At 66.1% G+C, this 15,613-nt stretch carries 16 protein-coding genes; 5 read left to right on the top strand and 11 right to left on the bottom strand.

Annotation, left to right across the window (positions count from 1 at the left end; genetic code table 11):
- Positions 1 to 58: 58 nt before the first annotated feature.
- Complete coding sequence (locus D4765_RS15710) at positions 59 to 604, top strand: TetR/AcrR family transcriptional regulator (protein ID WP_136643269.1); 546 nt, start codon at positions 59 to 61, stop codon at positions 602 to 604.
- A 115-nt stretch (positions 605 to 719) separates the two neighbouring features.
- Here the strand turns inward: D4765_RS15710 and serA are convergent, their stop codons facing one another.
- The 3 genes from serA to D4765_RS15725 form a co-directional block, all read right to left on the bottom strand.
- Positions 720 to 2,309 carry a phosphoglycerate dehydrogenase gene (gene serA / locus D4765_RS15715; RefSeq protein WP_136643270.1) on the bottom strand — a complete coding sequence of 530 codons (1,590 nt, stop codon included), beginning with the start codon at positions 2,307 to 2,309 and terminating at the stop codon, positions 720 to 722.
- Positions 2,310 to 2,385: 76 nt separating this feature from the next.
- A complete protein-coding gene (locus D4765_RS15720; protein WP_136643271.1) occupies positions 2,386 to 2,784 on the bottom strand; it encodes a hypothetical protein in 399 nt (132 codons plus the stop codon).
- Positions 2,785 to 2,790: 6 nt separating this feature from the next.
- Positions 2,791 to 3,429: a hypothetical protein gene (locus D4765_RS15725; RefSeq protein ID WP_136643272.1), complete on the bottom strand. Its 639-nt coding sequence runs from the start codon at positions 3,427 to 3,429 to the stop codon at positions 2,791 to 2,793.
- Positions 3,430 to 3,471: 42 nt separating this feature from the next.
- On the opposite strand from D4765_RS15725, the gene D4765_RS15730 reads away from it, so the two are divergent.
- Positions 3,472 to 3,849 (top strand): hypothetical protein, encoded by a 378-nt coding sequence (locus tag D4765_RS15730; RefSeq protein WP_136643273.1) that lies wholly within the window; start codon positions 3,472 to 3,474, stop codon positions 3,847 to 3,849.
- A 91-nt stretch (positions 3,850 to 3,940) separates the two neighbouring features.
- Here the strand turns inward: D4765_RS15730 and ilvC are convergent, their stop codons facing one another.
- The 4 genes from ilvC to ilvD are packed head-to-tail and all read right to left on the bottom strand — an operon-like array spanning position 3,941 to position 9,083.
- On the bottom strand, positions 3,941 to 4,966 hold the full coding sequence (ilvC, locus tag D4765_RS15735) for a ketol-acid reductoisomerase (protein WP_136643274.1): 1,026 nt from the start codon (positions 4,964 to 4,966) through the stop codon (positions 3,941 to 3,943).
- Between the two features lie 59 nt (positions 4,967 to 5,025).
- Complete coding sequence (gene ilvN, locus D4765_RS15740; RefSeq protein WP_136643275.1) at positions 5,026 to 5,535, bottom strand: acetolactate synthase small subunit; 510 nt, start codon at positions 5,533 to 5,535, stop codon at positions 5,026 to 5,028.
- Positions 5,536 to 5,538: 3 nt separating this feature from the next.
- Positions 5,539 to 7,356: an acetolactate synthase large subunit gene (locus D4765_RS15745; protein WP_136643276.1), complete on the bottom strand. Its 1,818-nt coding sequence runs from the start codon at positions 7,354 to 7,356 to the stop codon at positions 5,539 to 5,541.
- A gap of 32 nt (positions 7,357 to 7,388) precedes the next feature.
- Positions 7,389 to 9,083: a dihydroxy-acid dehydratase gene (gene ilvD, locus D4765_RS15750; RefSeq protein WP_136643277.1), complete on the bottom strand. Its 1,695-nt coding sequence runs from the start codon at positions 9,081 to 9,083 to the stop codon at positions 7,389 to 7,391.
- A gap of 154 nt (positions 9,084 to 9,237) precedes the next feature.
- Between ilvD and D4765_RS15755 the strand changes: the two genes are divergently transcribed.
- On the top strand, positions 9,238 to 10,251 hold the full coding sequence (locus D4765_RS15755) for a GGDEF domain-containing protein (RefSeq protein ID WP_161580471.1): 1,014 nt from the start codon (positions 9,238 to 9,240) through the stop codon (positions 10,249 to 10,251).
- Between the two features lie 23 nt (positions 10,252 to 10,274).
- Here D4765_RS15755 and otsB read toward each other — a convergent pair whose 3' ends face one another.
- Both otsB and D4765_RS15765 read right to left on the bottom strand, forming a co-directional pair.
- Positions 10,275 to 11,030: a trehalose-phosphatase gene (otsB, locus tag D4765_RS15760; protein ID WP_237280493.1), complete on the bottom strand. Its 756-nt coding sequence runs from the start codon at positions 11,028 to 11,030 to the stop codon at positions 10,275 to 10,277.
- A 77-nt stretch (positions 11,031 to 11,107) separates the two neighbouring features.
- Positions 11,108 to 12,679: an alpha,alpha-trehalose-phosphate synthase (UDP-forming) gene (locus D4765_RS15765; RefSeq protein ID WP_237280494.1), complete on the bottom strand. Its 1,572-nt coding sequence runs from the start codon at positions 12,677 to 12,679 to the stop codon at positions 11,108 to 11,110.
- A gap of 103 nt (positions 12,680 to 12,782) precedes the next feature.
- On the opposite strand from D4765_RS15765, the gene D4765_RS15770 reads away from it, so the two are divergent.
- Positions 12,783 to 13,655 carry a sugar phosphate isomerase/epimerase family protein gene (locus D4765_RS15770; RefSeq protein WP_136643279.1) on the top strand — a complete coding sequence of 291 codons (873 nt, stop codon included), beginning with the start codon at positions 12,783 to 12,785 and terminating at the stop codon, positions 13,653 to 13,655.
- Positions 13,656 to 13,723: 68 nt separating this feature from the next.
- Complete coding sequence (locus tag D4765_RS15775) at positions 13,724 to 13,915, top strand: hypothetical protein (protein WP_136643280.1); 192 nt, start codon at positions 13,724 to 13,726, stop codon at positions 13,913 to 13,915.
- 92 nt (positions 13,916 to 14,007) lie between these two features.
- Here the strand turns inward: D4765_RS15775 and D4765_RS15780 are convergent, their stop codons facing one another.
- Positions 14,008 to 14,745 (bottom strand): FadR/GntR family transcriptional regulator, encoded by a 738-nt coding sequence (locus D4765_RS15780; RefSeq protein WP_136643281.1) that lies wholly within the window; start codon positions 14,743 to 14,745, stop codon positions 14,008 to 14,010.
- Between the two features lie 11 nt (positions 14,746 to 14,756).
- Entirely contained in the window at positions 14,757 to 15,530 is a 774-nt protein-coding gene (locus D4765_RS15785; protein ID WP_136643285.1) for a 3-oxoacyl-ACP reductase, read from the bottom strand.
- Positions 15,531 to 15,613 lie beyond the last annotated feature (83 nt).

Here is a 15,613-nt window from a genome sequence, read left to right on the forward strand (position 1 = left end):
CCGCGTCACCCGCACCCTCAGACGCCCGGGGGAGGCCGGCCCTCTGTACGATGAACTCATGCCTTCCGCGCCCTCCGCTCGTGATCGGGTGCTCGACGCATTCGAGAACATCCTCATCACGCAGGGCGAACGTACGGCCACTCTCGATGCCGTCGCAGCCGAAGCGGGCGTCAGTAAGGGCGGCCTGCTCTACCATTTCGGGTCGAAAGACGCGCTCGTCGAGGGCCTGATCGACCGGCTCGGGGCACTCGTGGTCGACGACCTCACGAACATCCGCACTGCCCCGGCCGGCGTGGTCGACTACTTCCTTCGCAGCTCGGTCAACACCGAGAGCCCGCTCGACCGGGCCATCATCGCGGCAACGCGCCTCGCGCAGGGCTCACAGCCCAAGGCGCAGGAGGCGCTCAAGTCGATGCAGCGGGCCTGGTTCGATGTCGTGAACGAGGCCGTCGGCGACGAAGCGGTCGCCCGCACCATCATGCTCGTGAGCGACGGCCTCTACTACAACTCGGCCCTGCTGCCCACGGCCCTCAGCGAAACCTCGAACCGCGCCCTCGCAAACATGGACGAGCTCGTCGCGATGGTCTCCCGCCTCACCCGCTGACGGCGCTCACCTCGCCGCTTCAGGGTCGTTCGCCCCTCTCGCTGGCGCCCTGCAGCCACACCACCGCAGAGGGCCAACCACCGCGGCCAGCTGCAGTTCGGCGAAGCCGCAACCGCTACGCGGTGACGTCGATCTCGGTCAGCACGTCGGCGTCGATGGCCACGCGCACCCGCTCGAGCAGGCTCTCGGGCGCCGGCGAGTCGATGGTGAGAACGCTGAGCGCCTTGCCACCAGCGGTGGTACGGGCGATCTGCATACCGGCGATGTTGATCGACGCGTCGCCGAACTCTTTGCCGTAGACCGCAACGATGCCGGGGCGGTCGTCGTAGATCATCACGAGCAGGTGCTCGGCGATGGGAACCTCGACGTCGTACCCGTTGATCTCGACGATCTTCTCGATCTGCTTGGTGCCCGTGAGGGTACCCGAGACCGAGATCTGCGTGCCGTCGGCCAGCGCGCCGGTGAGGGTGAGGATGTTGCGGTACTCCTCCGACACCGGGTCGGTGATGAGGCGCACGGTGACACCGCGCTGCTCGGCGAGCAGGGGCGCATTGACGTACGACACGGTCTCAGAGACCACGTTCGTGAAGATGCCCTTGAGAGCGGCCAGCTTCAGCACGCTCACGTCGTAGTTCGCGAGCTCGCCGCGCACGGTGACATCGACGCTCGTGACGGGGCTCGACGCGAGGCCGGAGAACACCTGGCCGAGCTTCTCGAGCAACGGGATGCCCGGCCGCACATACGGGTCGATGATGCCGCCCGCCACATTCACGGCGTCGGGAACCAGTTCGCCCGAGAGCGCGAGGCGCACCGACTTCGCAACCGACACACCCGCCTTCTCCTGCGCTTCGTCGGTCGACGCGCCGAGGTGCGGCGTGACCACGACGTTCTCGAGCGCGAGCAGCTTCTCGTCTTTCGGCGGCTCGCTCACGAACACGTCGAGCCCGGCGCCCGCGATGACGTTGGTGCTGAGGGCACGGTAGAGGGCATCTTCGTCGATGAGCCCGCCGCGGGCCACGTTCACGATGAAGGCCGTCGGCTTCATGAGCGCGAGCTGGGCGTCGCTGATCATGCCCGTGGTCTCGGGGGTCTTCGGCATGTGAATGGTGATGAAGTCGCTCTGGGCGAGCAGTTCATCCAGTGTCAGAAGGGTCACGCCGAGCTGCTGGGCGCGCGCCGACGTCACGTAGGGGTCATACGCCACCACGTTGGTGCCGAACGCCTGCATGCGGGCTGTGATGAGCGCACCGATGCGACCGAGGCCGATGATGCCCACGGTCTTCTCGTAGATCTCGACGCCGGTGTACTTCGACCGCTTCCACTGCCCCTGCGCGAGCGCGTTGTGCGCCGCGGGAATGTGGCGCGCCAGGCTCAGGATGTGGCCGACCGTCAGCTCGGCGGCCGAGATGATGTTCGACGTGGGAGCGTTGACGACCATGACGCCGGCGGTCGTTGCAGCCTTGATGTCGACGTTGTCGAGGCCGACGCCGGCGCGCGCTATGACCTTCAGGTTCGGCGCTGCCGCGATGGCTTCAGCGTCGACCTTTGTAGCCGAACGCACCAGGATGGCGTCGGCGGTGGCGAGCGCTGCCAGCAGCGCCGGGCGGTCGGTACCGTCGACGTTGACCACGTCGAAGTCGGGGCCGAGAGCCTCGACGGTGGCAGGAGAAAGTTCTTCGGCGATCAACACGACCGGTTTAGACACGAAAGTGATTCCTTACGATGAGGCGCCGGCGGCGGGCTCGCGGGCGAGGTAGCCCCTCAACTTTAGCGCCAATGACCTACGACGGAATGACGAACGGCACGATGCCGCGGTAGACGCTCTGCAGGTCGAGTGTGATGACCGCCGCGACCGCGAACCCCACGAGGAAGACGAGAAGGGCCGAGCCTGTGCGCATCCGTCGGGTCGCCCACAGAATGAGGGCGTAGACGACGATGGGCGCCGCGACAAGACCGATCAGGGCGCCGAGTGCGTTTGCGGGCATCGCAACGTCGACCGAGGCGAACGACTGGGTGAGCCCGATGAGGTTCGACAGGGCCTCGAACACGTCGACCGCGAACAGGAACGCGAAGACGGTCGCGACGATCCAGCCGGCCCGCCCGCGCACGCGCTTCGTCGGCGCCGCCGGAGCAGACGCGGGCAGCACGGGCTCAGGCGCCGCTGCAGATTCTGACGTCACAATCGCCTACTTTCCGGTGAGAAACGGCCAGGGAACCAGCACGACAACCCCCAGGATGAGCCAGATCAGCCGCACCGCCACCCGCCGCCGGGCCGCCAACAGCAGCGTGACGATGAACCACAGCGCCGGCGCCGCGATGGCAAGCACACCCTGCAGGTTCTGCACGATCTCCGCGAGCCCGGTGGGCGCGAGAGGGTTGCGAATGAACACGACGAGCCAACCCACCGTGTAGAGCAGAAGGATTCCGCCGATGATGCCGAACGTGATGAGAGCAGCCGAGCTCAGCTGCCGGCCGTCGGCTTCTGCGGCAGCGAGGTCGTCGTCGGCGGCAGCATCTCGCTCGGCCTCGACCTGCGTGGCCCGCGCGCTCGCCACGGCCTCGGCGTTGGCGGCGCTGGCTTTCTCGTCGGGTACGGCTCTGGATGCCCAGCGGGGGCCCTTTCGGCTCTCATGCTGCAGCCCCACGCCCGACACCGCGGCCCCCGTCGACGAGATGAACGGGTCTTCACCCGGCCCCGAACGCGTGCCCGACTTCTCGGCCTCCGACAGCTCGTCATCGTCGATGCCCGACGGTTCGCCCTCGACGTAGGTCGGGTCGTTCTGGTCACCCCAACTGAGTGCGTCGTCGAAGGGATCACGGGCCATGTCACCAGAATACCGCTCCCCAACGATCACTACGATTGACGCATGGCAGCTGTCGACTATTTCATCACCGGCGACCACGAGGCGGCCCGCGGTCTCCTCGCGCAGATCATGCAGGGTCAGGGCTTCGAGGTCACCGCCTCACCGCTCGGCGGCTGGAATGTGACCCGTGGCAGCGTGGGCGCGACGGTCTGGCTCGGCGCCTTCGCCGGCCGCGACAAGCAACGCCTCGAGTACACCATGCAGTTCTTCGACAGCGACGGGATGCTCGTGGCTCGCCTCGCCCGCACGAGTGGTGCCGGCGCGCTCGGCGGTGCCATCGGTGTCTCGCGTTCGGCGTCTGTCTTCACCGAACTCGATCAGGCCATCGGACAAGACCTCACAAACCGCGGCCTCCTCGCCAACGCCCTGCACCACCCCTGACCCGCTCGCCCGAACTGCGAGCGGTGCGGAGACAGCGATAGCCGGCACTCCGAAGGAGTACCGGCTATCGACGAGACGGGAGAGCTGAGGATCAGCGGGCGGCTGAACCCTCGGTGTAGTCGGCGTCGGTCTGCTTCCAGGCGAACAGCGCGCGGAGCTCGCGGCCGGTCTCCTCGATGGGGTGCGCGGCACCTTTCTCGCGGAGGGCGAGGAACTCGGGAGCTCCCGCATCCTGGTCGTTGATGAAGCGGGTCGCGAAAGCGCCCGACTGGATGTCGGCCAGAACGGCCTTCATGTTCTCTTTCACGTCGGGCGAGATGACGCGAGGGCCGGAGACGTAGTCGCCGTACTCGGCGGTGTCGGAGATGCTCCAACGCTGCTTGGCGATGCCACCCTCCCACATGAGGTCGACGATGAGCTTCAGCTCGTGCAGAACCTCGAAGTACGCGATCTGCGGCTGGTAGCCGGCCTCGGTGAGAACCTCGAACCCGTACTGAACGAGCTGCGAGGTACCACCGCAGAGAACGGCCTGCTCACCGAACAGGTCGGTCTCGGTCTCTTCGGTGAACGTGGTCTTGATGCCGCCGGCACGGAGGCCACCGATGGCACGGGCGTACGACCAGGCGAGAGCCCAGGCTGAACCCGAAGCGTCTTCTTCGACAGCGACGATGACGGGAACCCCGCGGCCGGCCTCGAACTCGCGGCGAACGGTGTGGCCCGGGCCCTTGGGGGCGACGAGGATGACGTCGGTGCCTTCGGGGGCCTGAATGTAGCCGAAGCGAATGTTGAACCCGTGGCCGAACACCAGCGTCGAGCCGGGCTTCAGGTTGGGAGCGATCTCGTCTTTGTAGATGCCGCGCTGGTGCTGGTCGGGCGCGAGGATGACGATGACGTCGGCCCAGGCGGTGGCCTCAGCGACCGAGAGAACGGTGAAGCCGGCCTCTTCGGCCTTGGCCTTCGATGACGAGCCCTCTTTGAGGGCGACAACGACCTCGACACCGGAGTCACGGAGGTTCAGCGAGTGCGCGTGGCCCTGCGAACCGTAGCCGACAACGGCGACTTTCTTCGCCTGGATGAGCGACAGATCGGCGTCTGCGTCGTAAAAGATTTCAGTCACGTGAGTTCTTGCTCCTTGTATTTATTTTCTGCGGGTGGAGAACGAAAAGAGGTAAAAGATCAGTTCTTGAAGATGCGCTCGGTGATCGACTTGCTGCCACGCCCGATGGCGAGCAGACCCGATTGGGCGATCTCTTTGATGCCGTATGGTTCGACGACCCGGAGGAACGCGTTCGTCTTACCGGTGTCGCCCGTCACTTCAATGACCAGGGCATCCGACGAGACATCGACGACGCGCGCCCGAAAGAGGTTCACAGCCTCGAGCACGTGCGAGCGGGTCGAGTTGTCGACCCGCACCTTCACGAGCAGGTGTTCACGCTGCACCGACTGGGTTGTGTCGAGTTCGACGATCTTGATGACGTTGACCAGCTTGTTGAGCTGCTTCGTCACTTGCTCGAGCGGCAACTCTTCGACATCGACGACCACAGTGATGCGCGACAGGCCGTCGATCTCGCTCTTGCCGACGGCGAGCGACTCGATGTTGAAGCCGCGACGGGCGAACAGCCCGGCAACGCGGGTCAGAAGGCCCGGTTTGTCTTCGACAAGCAGGGAAAGAACGTGGTGACTCATGGTCTACTCCTCTTCCCACTCGGGGGCGTGTTCGCGGGCGTACTGCACAGACGAGTTGCCGACACCCTGCGGCACCATGGGCCACACCATCGAGTCTCGGCTCACCACGAAGTCGATGACCACGGGGCGATCGTTCGTCTCGTTTGCCAGCTTGATGGCGGCGTCAACGTCTTCTTTCTTGGTGACTCGGATGCCCAGCGCACCGTATGCGTCGGCGAGCTTCACGAAGTCAGGAATCATGATCGTGCCGTCGCCGGTGTTCAGATCGGTGAACGAGTGGCGACCGTCGTAGAACAGGGTCTGCCACTGGCGAACCATGCCGAGCGACGAGTTGTTGATGATCGCCACCTTGATCGGGATCTTGTTGATCGTGCAGGTGGCGAGTTCCTGATTCGTCATCTGGAAGCAGCCGTCGCCGTCGATCGCCCAGACCGTGCGGTCGGGGTTCGCGACTTTGGCGCCCATGGCGGCAGGAACGCCGTAGCCCATGGTGCCGGCGCCGCCGGAGTTCAGCCACGCGTTGGGGCGCTCGTACTTGATGAACTGCGCGGCCCACATCTGATGCTGGCCTACGCCCGAGGCATAGATGCCCTCTGGCCCGGTGATCTGGCCGATGCGCTCGATGACGTACTGCGGCGAGATGAGCCCGTCGACCGGTTCGGCATAGCCGAGGGGAAAGTCGGTCTTCAGCTGGTTGAGCCGCAGCCACCACTCGGCGAGGTCGGGAGCAGTGCCGTGCGAGACCTCGGTGAACGCCGCGATGAGATCGATGATCACGTCTTTGGCGTCACCCACGATGGGCACGTCGGCGACGCGGATCTTCGAGATCTCAGCCGGGTCGATGTCGACGTGCACAACCTTGGCGTCGGGCGCGAACTCGCTGACCTTGCCCGTGACCCGGTCGTCGAATCGGGCGCCGAGCGAGATGAGCAGGTCGCTCTCCTGCAGTGCCAGCACGGCCGGAACCGTACCGTGCATGCCGGGCATGCCGAGCGCCTGCGGGTGCGAGTCGGGGAAGGCGCCGCGCGCCATGAGTGTGGTGACGACAGGCACACCGGTGAGCTCGGCGAGCTTCAGCAGCTCGGCCGAGGCCTCGGCGCGAATGACGCCGCCACCCACGTAGAACACCGGGCGCTTGGCTTCGGCGAGCAGGGCGGCAGCGGCCTGGATCTGCTTGCCGTGCGCCTTGATCACGGGGCGGTAGCCGGGCAGGTCGATCTTCGGCGGCCAGATGAAGGGCGCCGAGTTCTGCTGCGCGTCTTTCGTCACGTCGACGAGCACCGGGCCGGGGCGGCCGGTGGATGCGAGAAGATAGGCGGCCGCAAGGGTCGCCGGCACGTCGGCCGGGTCGGTGACCAGGAACGAGTGCTTCGTGATGGGCATGGTGATGCCCACGATGTCGACCTCCTGAAAAGCGTCGGTGCCCATCAGCGTGGAGAACACCTGGCCGGTGATGCACAGGAGCGGCACCGAATCCATGTAGGCGTCGGCGATGGCCGTGACGAGGTTCGTTGCGCCGGGGCCCGACGTCGCGATGGCGACACCGACCTTGCCGGTCGACGAGGCGTACCCCTCGGCGGCGTGGCCGGCGCCCTGCTCGTGGCGCACCAGAATGTGCCGGATGGCCGTCGATGACATCAGCTCGTCGTAGAACGGCATGATGGCACCGCCCGGCAGGCCGAAGACATCTTTCACGCCGAGCATCTCGAGCGAGCGCAGAATGGCGCCCGACCCGGTGAGAATGTCGGGCTGGTTCTTGAGGGCGGTTGGTTTCGCCGCAGCACTGGTGGCTGTCGGCACGGGAGTTGATTCCGCGGACATGATGACTGATCCTTTGAGAAGTGTCGGGGCCACTACCCCGTTATCGCGCCTTCTGCAGCAGAGTGCACGAGCTTGGAGTATTTGGCCAGAACGCCACGGGTATAGCGCGGAGGGAGTGGAGCCCAGCCTTCGCGGCGGGCTGCAAGCTCAGAAGACTCGACAAGTAGGTCAAGCGAGCGAGCTGCGATATCGACCCGTATTAGATCACCATCGCGCACGAAGGCGATCGGACCTGCGTCGACCGCTTCGGGTGCTATGTGGCCGATACACAGTCCGGTTGTGCCGCCTGAGAATCTGCCGTCTGTCAAGAGTAGTACATCTTTGCCGAGCCCCGCACCCTTGATGGCGGCCGTGATGGCCAGCATCTCGCGCATGCCCGGGCCACCCTTGGGGCCTTCGTAGCGGATGATGACCACGTCGCCGTGCTCGATGAGACCCTCGGTGAGGGCATCCATCGCCGCACGCTCGCGCTCGAACACCTTTGCCGGGCCCTCGAAGACGGAGCCGTCGAAGCCCGCCGTCTTCACCACAGCGCCCTCGGGAGCAAGCGAGCCCTTCAGCACGGTGAGGCCACCGGTGGGGTGGATGGGGTTGTCCATGGTGCGCAGCACTGTGCCGTCGAGCGCGGGCGGGTCGATCTCGGCGAGGTTCTCGGCGAGGGTCTTGCCCGTGACAGTGAGTGCGTCGCCGTGCATGAGCCCAGCATCCAGGAGCGCCTTCATCAGAACGGGAAGCCCGCCCTGGCGATCGAGGTCGTTCATGACGTATTTACCGAACGGCTTCATGTCGGCGAGATGCGGGATCTGGTCGCCGATGCGGTTGAAGTCGTCGATGGTGAGGTCGACCTCGGCCTCGTACGCGATGGCGAGCAGGTGCAGGATGACGTTGGTCGACCCTCCCAGCGCCATGGCGACGGCGATGGCGTTCTCGAAGGCGTCTTTCGTGAGAATCTGGCGCGTGGTGATGCCGAGGCGCAGCAGGTTGACCACGGCCTCGCCCGAGCGGTGCGCGAAGTAGTCGCGGCGGCGGTCGGCACTGGCCGGGGATGCACTGCCCGGCAGGCTCATACCGAGTGCTTCGGCCACACTGGCCATGGTGTTCGCGGTGTACATGCCACCACAGGCACCCTCACCCGGAGCGAAGGCGCATTCGATGCGCTTCGCATCGGCCTCGCTCATGGTGCCGGCCTTGACGCCGCCGACGGCCTCGAACGAGTCGATGATGGTGATGTCTTTCTCGGTGCCGTCGCTCAGCTTGACCCAGCCGGGTGCGATGGAGCCGGCGTACAGAAAGACGCTCGCGAGGTCGAGCCGGGCGGCTGCCATGAGCATGCCGGGCAGCGACTTGTCGCAGCCCGCGAGCAGCACAGAGCCGTCGAGGCGCTCGGCCTGCATGACGGTCTCGACCGAGTCGGCGATCACTTCACGCGAGACGAGCGAGAAGTGCATACCCTCGTGGCCCATGGAGATGCCGTCAGAGACCGAGATGGTGCCGAACTGCAGCGGGTACCCGCCACCCGAGTGCACGCCCTCTTTCGATGCCTGCGCGAGGCGGTCGAGCGAGAGGTTGCACGGGGTGATCTCGTTCCATGAACTCGCGATGCCGATCTGGGGCTTCTCCCAGTCGGCGTCGCCCATGCCCACTGCGCGCAGCATTCCGCGCGAGGTGGTGGCTTCGATTCCATCGGTGACGACGCGGCTTCGCGGCTTCATGTCTATTTCGGGCATGGTAAGAGTTTAGAACCTCTACGTGCGTGATTCTGCTCGGCGGCACCTCCGAGCGCAAGAGCAGTGCATGCATTGGGCGACCCCCGTTCAGGGCGATACGGTAGCAGCACAGGCGCTGTGCAGACCGCTGGCCGCCACGAGAAACGAGCCCGATATGAGCCCTTTCGCGCATCGAACGCCGAGTGAACTGCGCTCCCTTGCGCTGCAGGTGGTTTCGCTGCCCGGTGCCGCATTCCTCGCCGTGCTGGCCGCGGTGGGCGACTTCACGCCGGGGGCGGCGCGCTGGGTGGTGGTTCTCGGCGTGGTGGTCGGGCTCGCCGTGTGCGCGATAGCGCGGTTCACCCGGCTGGCGACGGCGCGATTCACCATCGGGGTCATCGTGCTGACGATGGCACTGACGACACTGATCGGGCTGAGCATCCAGCCTCCCGCCATCGGCACGCTGCTCGCGTTTGTTCTGCTCGGTGTGGCCGTAGGGGCCTCCGCCTTCGTGCCGATTCGACTGGCCATCGCGTTCAGCGCGGTGTGTCTGGCGCTGGGCATCGGGCTCATTGTGGCGCGCTCATCGATTCCGCTGGTGGCGTGCATCATCTTCGTGGCCTTGATGTCGATCACCGTGTTGGTCGTTGTGGTGCTCCGGCAGTCGCTGCAGGCCGCGCGCGACGAGGCGGTGGCACTGTCGTTGGCTGACGCACTCACGGGGCTGGCGAATCGTCGCAGCATGGAGGTGAATGTTCCATTGATGACCGCCCTCGCCGAACGAACCGACCGTCAACTCGGGTGCCTGGTTCTCGACCTCGACCATTTCAAGCAGATCAACGACACGTACGGTCACCTGGTGGGCGATGGGGTTCTTCAGGTCACCGCGGATGCCCTGATCCAGTTCACCCGTTCGAGCGACCTCTGCGTGCGGGTCGGCGGCGACGAGTTCTCGGTGTTCACCATCGTGCGCGGAAACGACGAGCTGGCCGAGGTGGCGGAGCGATTGCGCGCGGCCATCGAGGGGCTCGACGCAACGCCGAAGACCACTGTGAGCGTGGGCGGGGCACTGCGGCCGTTCCCCTCCGAGACAGTGCCCGCCCTCAGCCTCGAGGCACTCATGATGTCGGCCGATCAAGCGCTGTACCGGGCCAAGACCGAGGGGCGCAACGCCGTTCAGATCGCCTGAGGCGGCGGCCGTCAGGCTGTCAGCTACGGGCGGGCCGCGCGCAGATCGGCCAGCAGGGCCAGCACACCTGCAACCTCGCGCGGGTCGTGCACGCGAAACTCGGCGATGGTCTTGCCCGGGCCGCTCTTCAGCCCGAAGTCGCGCGGCCGCAGCACCGCGAAGGCGTCTTCGTCGGTCACATCGTCGCCCGCGTAGAGCACGGCGGTGGCCTTGGTGTACTCCTTCAGGTGCAGCAGGGCCTCGCCCTTCGTGGCACTGCGAACCGAGAACTCGATGACGTTCTTGCCCTCCCGCACCGTGAGCCCGGCGATCTCCGCCTGGGTCTCACTGAGCGCCTGCAGGTGGGCGATGCGCGAGTCTTTCTCGGTGGCGAGGCGCGTGTGCAGCGCGAAACCGGCCGGCTTGGTCTCGACCCAGACATGCGCCAGGCCCGCGGCCACGTCTTCGAGTACCTCGCTCAGCACCTCGACCTGTTCGAGTTCGACGGTGTCGAGGTTCAGGTGGATGTCGGGGCTGTCGAGCCGGAATTCGACCCCGTGCGACCCCACCAGCAGCACCGAATCGGGCACGTTGGCCACGTGTTCGAGGCTCGCCATCGCTCGCCCCGAGATGAGGGCCACGCGGGTGTTCGGCAGGTCGAGCAGTCGAAGCACCGCCGCCCGGGCTTCGGGCAGGGCGCGGGCGCGCTGCGGATCATCCACTTCAGGAGCCAGTGTGCCGTCGAAGTCGAGCGCGACCAGCAGCCGCTCGGTCGAGGCGAGCTGCGTCAGCTTCGCCACGAGACTTTGTGTGTCGTCTGCCAACTCACCCGGCTCATACGGGCGCTGGATGTTCGCTTGGGACCCCGGCGCACCTGTCACTTGCTCTGCCCACCCCCGTGCAGTTCATCGGCCGCGGCTCGTGCGTCGGCTCGTGCTTCCCGCTTCTCCGTTGCCGTCGTTGCTTCGTCGTCGGCCCGCGCCGCCGCATCGGCCGCATCAGAACTCGACTGCGCAGACGTCTGATCGGCGAGCGCGCCCAGAAAATTCTTCGACCAGCGCGCGACGTCGTATTCGATGACCCGTTTGCGCAGGCTCCGCATGCGCCTCGACTTTTCGTGCTTCGGCATGCCGATGGCCTTCATGATGGCCTCTTTCAGCCCGCCGATGTCGTGTGGGTTCACCAGTAACGCGGCCTTCAACTCATCGGCCGCACCCGCGAATTCACTCAATACGAGCACTCCGTCGTTGTCGAATCGGGTGGCGACGTACTCTTTTGCAACGAGGTTCATGCCATCGCGCAGGGCCGTGACGAGCATGACATCGGCAGCCAGATACAGCGCCACCATCTCCTCGCGGGGCTGGCCCTGGTGAAGGTAGCTGATGGCCGTGTGGCTGATAGTACTGAAGTCACCGTTCAGTCGACCGACGGTCAGTTCGATCTCGTCGCGCAGCGTCATGTAGGTCTGAACCCGCTCGCGGCTCGGGCTCGCCACCTGCACGAGGCTGGCGTCGGCCACGCTGATCTTGCCGTCGGCGAGCAGTTCGCCGTAAGCCTTCAGGCGGTGGCCGATGCCCTTGGTGTAGTCGAGCCTGTCGACGCCGAGCATCACCACGGCTGGATCGCCCAGTTCGTGGCGGAGTTCCCTGGCACGGGCCTGTATCGCGGGGGTACGAGCCAGCTCTTCGAAGCTCGCGGCATCGATGGAGATGGGAAAGGCGCGGGCCGTGACGGTGCGCACCTGGTGGCCCCGGCGCGAGGTCTTCGCCCGGTGCGGGGCGCCCTGCACCTCGGAGACGTCGGTTATGGGCACCTCGATGGTGGAGCCTTTGGTGGTGTAGCCGAGCAGGCGACGCACCGCGCGACTGAAGTTGCCGGCGTCAGCCACTCTCTGAAAGCCGATGACGTCGGCGCCGAGAAGGCCTTCGATCACCTGGGTACGCCAGGGCAGCTGCGAGAAGATGCCATATGCCGGAAATGGAATGTGATTGAAGAAACCGATGACGAGGTCGGGGCGAATCTCCCGCAGCATCTTCGGTACGAGCTGCAACTGGTAGTCCTGCACCCACACCGTGGCACCGCTGGCGGCGACCGACGCGGCGGCATCGGCGAAGCGCTGGTTCACGGACACGTAAGACTCCCACCAGTCGCGGTGGTATGTGGGCGGGGCAATGACGTCGTGGTAGAGCGGCCACAGCGTGTCGTTCGAGAATCCCTCGTAGTAGAGCTCGATCTCCTCCGCCGACAGCGTGACGGGAACGATCGAGATGTTGTCATGCTCGAACGGCTCGCTGTGGTCGTCAGCGATACCCGCCCAGCCCACCCACGCGCCGTCGCTCGCCGACATGATGGGCTCGAGCGCAGTGACCAATCCCCCCGGCGATACACGCCATTCGCTCGATCCGTCAGCTTCGACGACTTTGTCGACCGGAAGACGGTTCGACACCACGACGAGCTTGTACGAGCCGTCAGCGGTACCGGATGTGCGTTCAGAAGTGATGGTGTTTCCTTTCCCTACCCACTACTCAGGTTACGGGTTTAGGCTCAGAAAGATGATTCGAATAGGTATGAGCACCTCGTGCGTCTACCCGCTGGGGGTCGAAGAGGGCTTTCGTCACGCCAAGCTGGCCGGGTACGACGGGGTCGAAGTCATGGTCACGCGCGACGAGGTGACGCAGGCGCCTGAGACCCTTCGTGCGCTGTCGGAACGATACGAGATACCGATTCTGTCGATCCACGCGCCGGTACTTCTTCTCACGCACTTCGTCTGGGGCCGCGACCCGCAGGTCAAGCTCGAGAAGTCGGCCGAACTCGCTCGCGAGGTCGGGGCCACGACGGTGGTGGTGCATCCGCCATTCCGATGGCAGTCGGGCTACGCCGAGAACTTCTTGCGCATCGTGCGGGAGACCACGGCCACGCACGGGGTCGAGATCGCCGTCGAGAACATGTTTCCGTGGAAGGTGAAGGGGTCGAGCCTGAAGGCGTACTCGCCCGGCTGGGATCCGGTGGTGATGGACTGCGACGCTGTCACCCTCGACTTCTCGCACGCCGCGCTTTCGGGGCGAGACTCGCTGGAGATGGCATTGGCGCTCGGCCCGCGGCTGCGGCACGTTCACCTCTGCGACGGCTCGGGATCGCTCGACGAAGGGCGTGTGTTCGACGAGCACCTGTTGCCCGGGTACGGTGGCCAGCCGGTTCGCGAGGTGCTGGCGCTGCTGGCAGCGAACGACTGGAACGGCAGCGTCGTGGCCGAGGTGAACACTCGCAAGGCCAAGACCGAAGGCGAACGACTGCACCTGCTGCGGGAGACCCTGGCATTCGGCAGGCAGAGCGAGTGGGCACAGACTCCCAAGGCGCTCGGCAAGCGCAAGCAGAAGAAAGCCGACAAGGCCGAACTGAAGTCACGGCAGTCTGCCGCAGAATAGCGCAGCCCGAAAGCCCTCTCTGCGGTGGCGGCGAATGGCCTAACGTTGAACAAAACTGAAAGGCTGCCATGCGCAAGTTCATCTTCAACAGCAGTGTCATCGGTGCGATCGCCAGCGGGTTCGCCGTGATCCAGACCAGCCGCCGCGGCCCCCGTGACTGGCGCCTCGCGCTCATGTGGGTGAGCTGGGCGTTGACCGTGGCACTCGCCGTGGGAAGCGTGCTTCAGGATGACCGTGAGGCGCGGGAGCTCGGAGAGTAGTAGGTCGGGCGATCGCGGGTTCGGTCGATCACGGGTTCGGGCGGTAATGGGTTCGGTCGGTCGTAGCCGGTTCGCCGGTTGGTCTGATCGATTCAGGCCAGAAAGCCGTGGAGCAGGGCAGCGGTGCCGGCAAGGTGCTCGCGCATCGCCTGGCCGGCGGCCTCGCGGTCACCGGCGAGAACGGCCGCGACGATGCGCTCGTGCTGATCGTTCGAGTGGCTGATGTTGCGGGCGAGCAACGGGATGCCGTCGAGTAGCGAGTTGACGAGCATACGGTTCTCGGCCAGAAGTGTGACGAGTGACGAGGATCCGGCGAGCTCGCCGAATGCCAGGTGCAGTCGCGAGTCGAGGCGGCGGTAGTCGTCGGGTGCAGCCGAGCTGACGGCGAGCAGGTGCTGTCTCAGTTCGGTTGACTCTGCCGGGCCCACAGGGCGTTCGGCGGCGGCGCGGGCGGCACCGACCTCGAGAACCTCGCGCACGATCAGCACATCGGTGATCTGAGTGCCAACGTGGGCGGGGTCGGTGGTGGTCGCGGTGGTGCTGGCGGCGGCTCGCGCGCGGTCGGCCGCGGCCGAGGGCAGCGGCTCGCAGACGAAGGTGCCGCCGTAGCGGCCGCGCTTCGCGAGGAGAAACCCGGCGCCGGTGAGCGAGGCGATCGCCTCGCGAACGGTGTCGCGACTCACCTCGAAGAGGGTCGCCAGTTCGCGCTCAGGGGGCAGCACGCCGCCAGGCGCGACGATTCCGAGGCGGATGATCTGCAGCAGGCGCGCGACGGTCTCCTCGAACACGTTGCCGCCGCGCACCGGGCGAAAGTGGGTGATGTCAGGCATCCGGTGCCCCGTTAGATCGGGGTGACATAGGCCGCACTGATGCCGCCGTCGACCATGAACGTCGAGGCGGTGATGAACGAGGCGTCGTCGCTGGCGAGAAACGCCACCGCCGCCGCGAGCTCGGCGGGTTCGGCGAACCGGCCCGTGGGGATGTGCACCAAGCGCCGGGCGGCGCGCTCGGGGTCTTTTGCGAAGAGTTCCTGCAGCAGCTGAGTGTTGACAGGGCCGGGGCAGAGCGCGTTCACCCGGATGCCTTGGCGCGCGAACTGCACGCCGAGCTCGCGGGTCATTGCCAGCACGCCGCCCTTCGACGCCGTGTACGAGATCTGCGACGTGGCAGAGCCCAGCACGGCGACGAACGAGGCGGTGTTGATGATCGATCCGCGCTGCTGGCGCACCATGTGGCGAAGCGCCGCGCGGGAGCAGAGGTACACCGACTTCAGGTTCACGTCTTGCACCTTCTCCCATGCCGGCAGCTCGGTGGTCTCGATGGAGTCGTCGTCGGGCGGCGAGATGCCGGCGTTGTTGAAGGCGATGTCGACCGAGCCGTAGGTGTCGTTCGTGAGGTCGAACAGGTGGTTGACCTGGGCTTCGTCGGTGACGTCGACTGGGACGAAGAGGCCGCCGACCTCGGTGGCGGCCAGGGTGCCCGCGGTCTCGTCGAGGTCGGCGATGACCACGGTGGCGCCCTCGGCGGCGAAACGGCGGGCGGTGGCGAGGCCGATGCCACTGGCTCCCCCGGTGATGACGGCGACCTTGCCGGCGAGGCGCTGGGTGAGGTCGATGCGGGCGGGTGCGGTCACGGGGTTCCTTCGGTTCGTGCGTGTGTGCGTGTGGGCTGGCGGGCGGCGGGCGGGCGCTTCGTGCG

The sequence above is a fragment of the Subtercola vilae genome, from assembly GCF_004923255.1.
GTDB classification, from domain to species: domain Bacteria; phylum Actinomycetota; class Actinomycetes; order Actinomycetales; family Microbacteriaceae; genus Subtercola; species Subtercola vilae.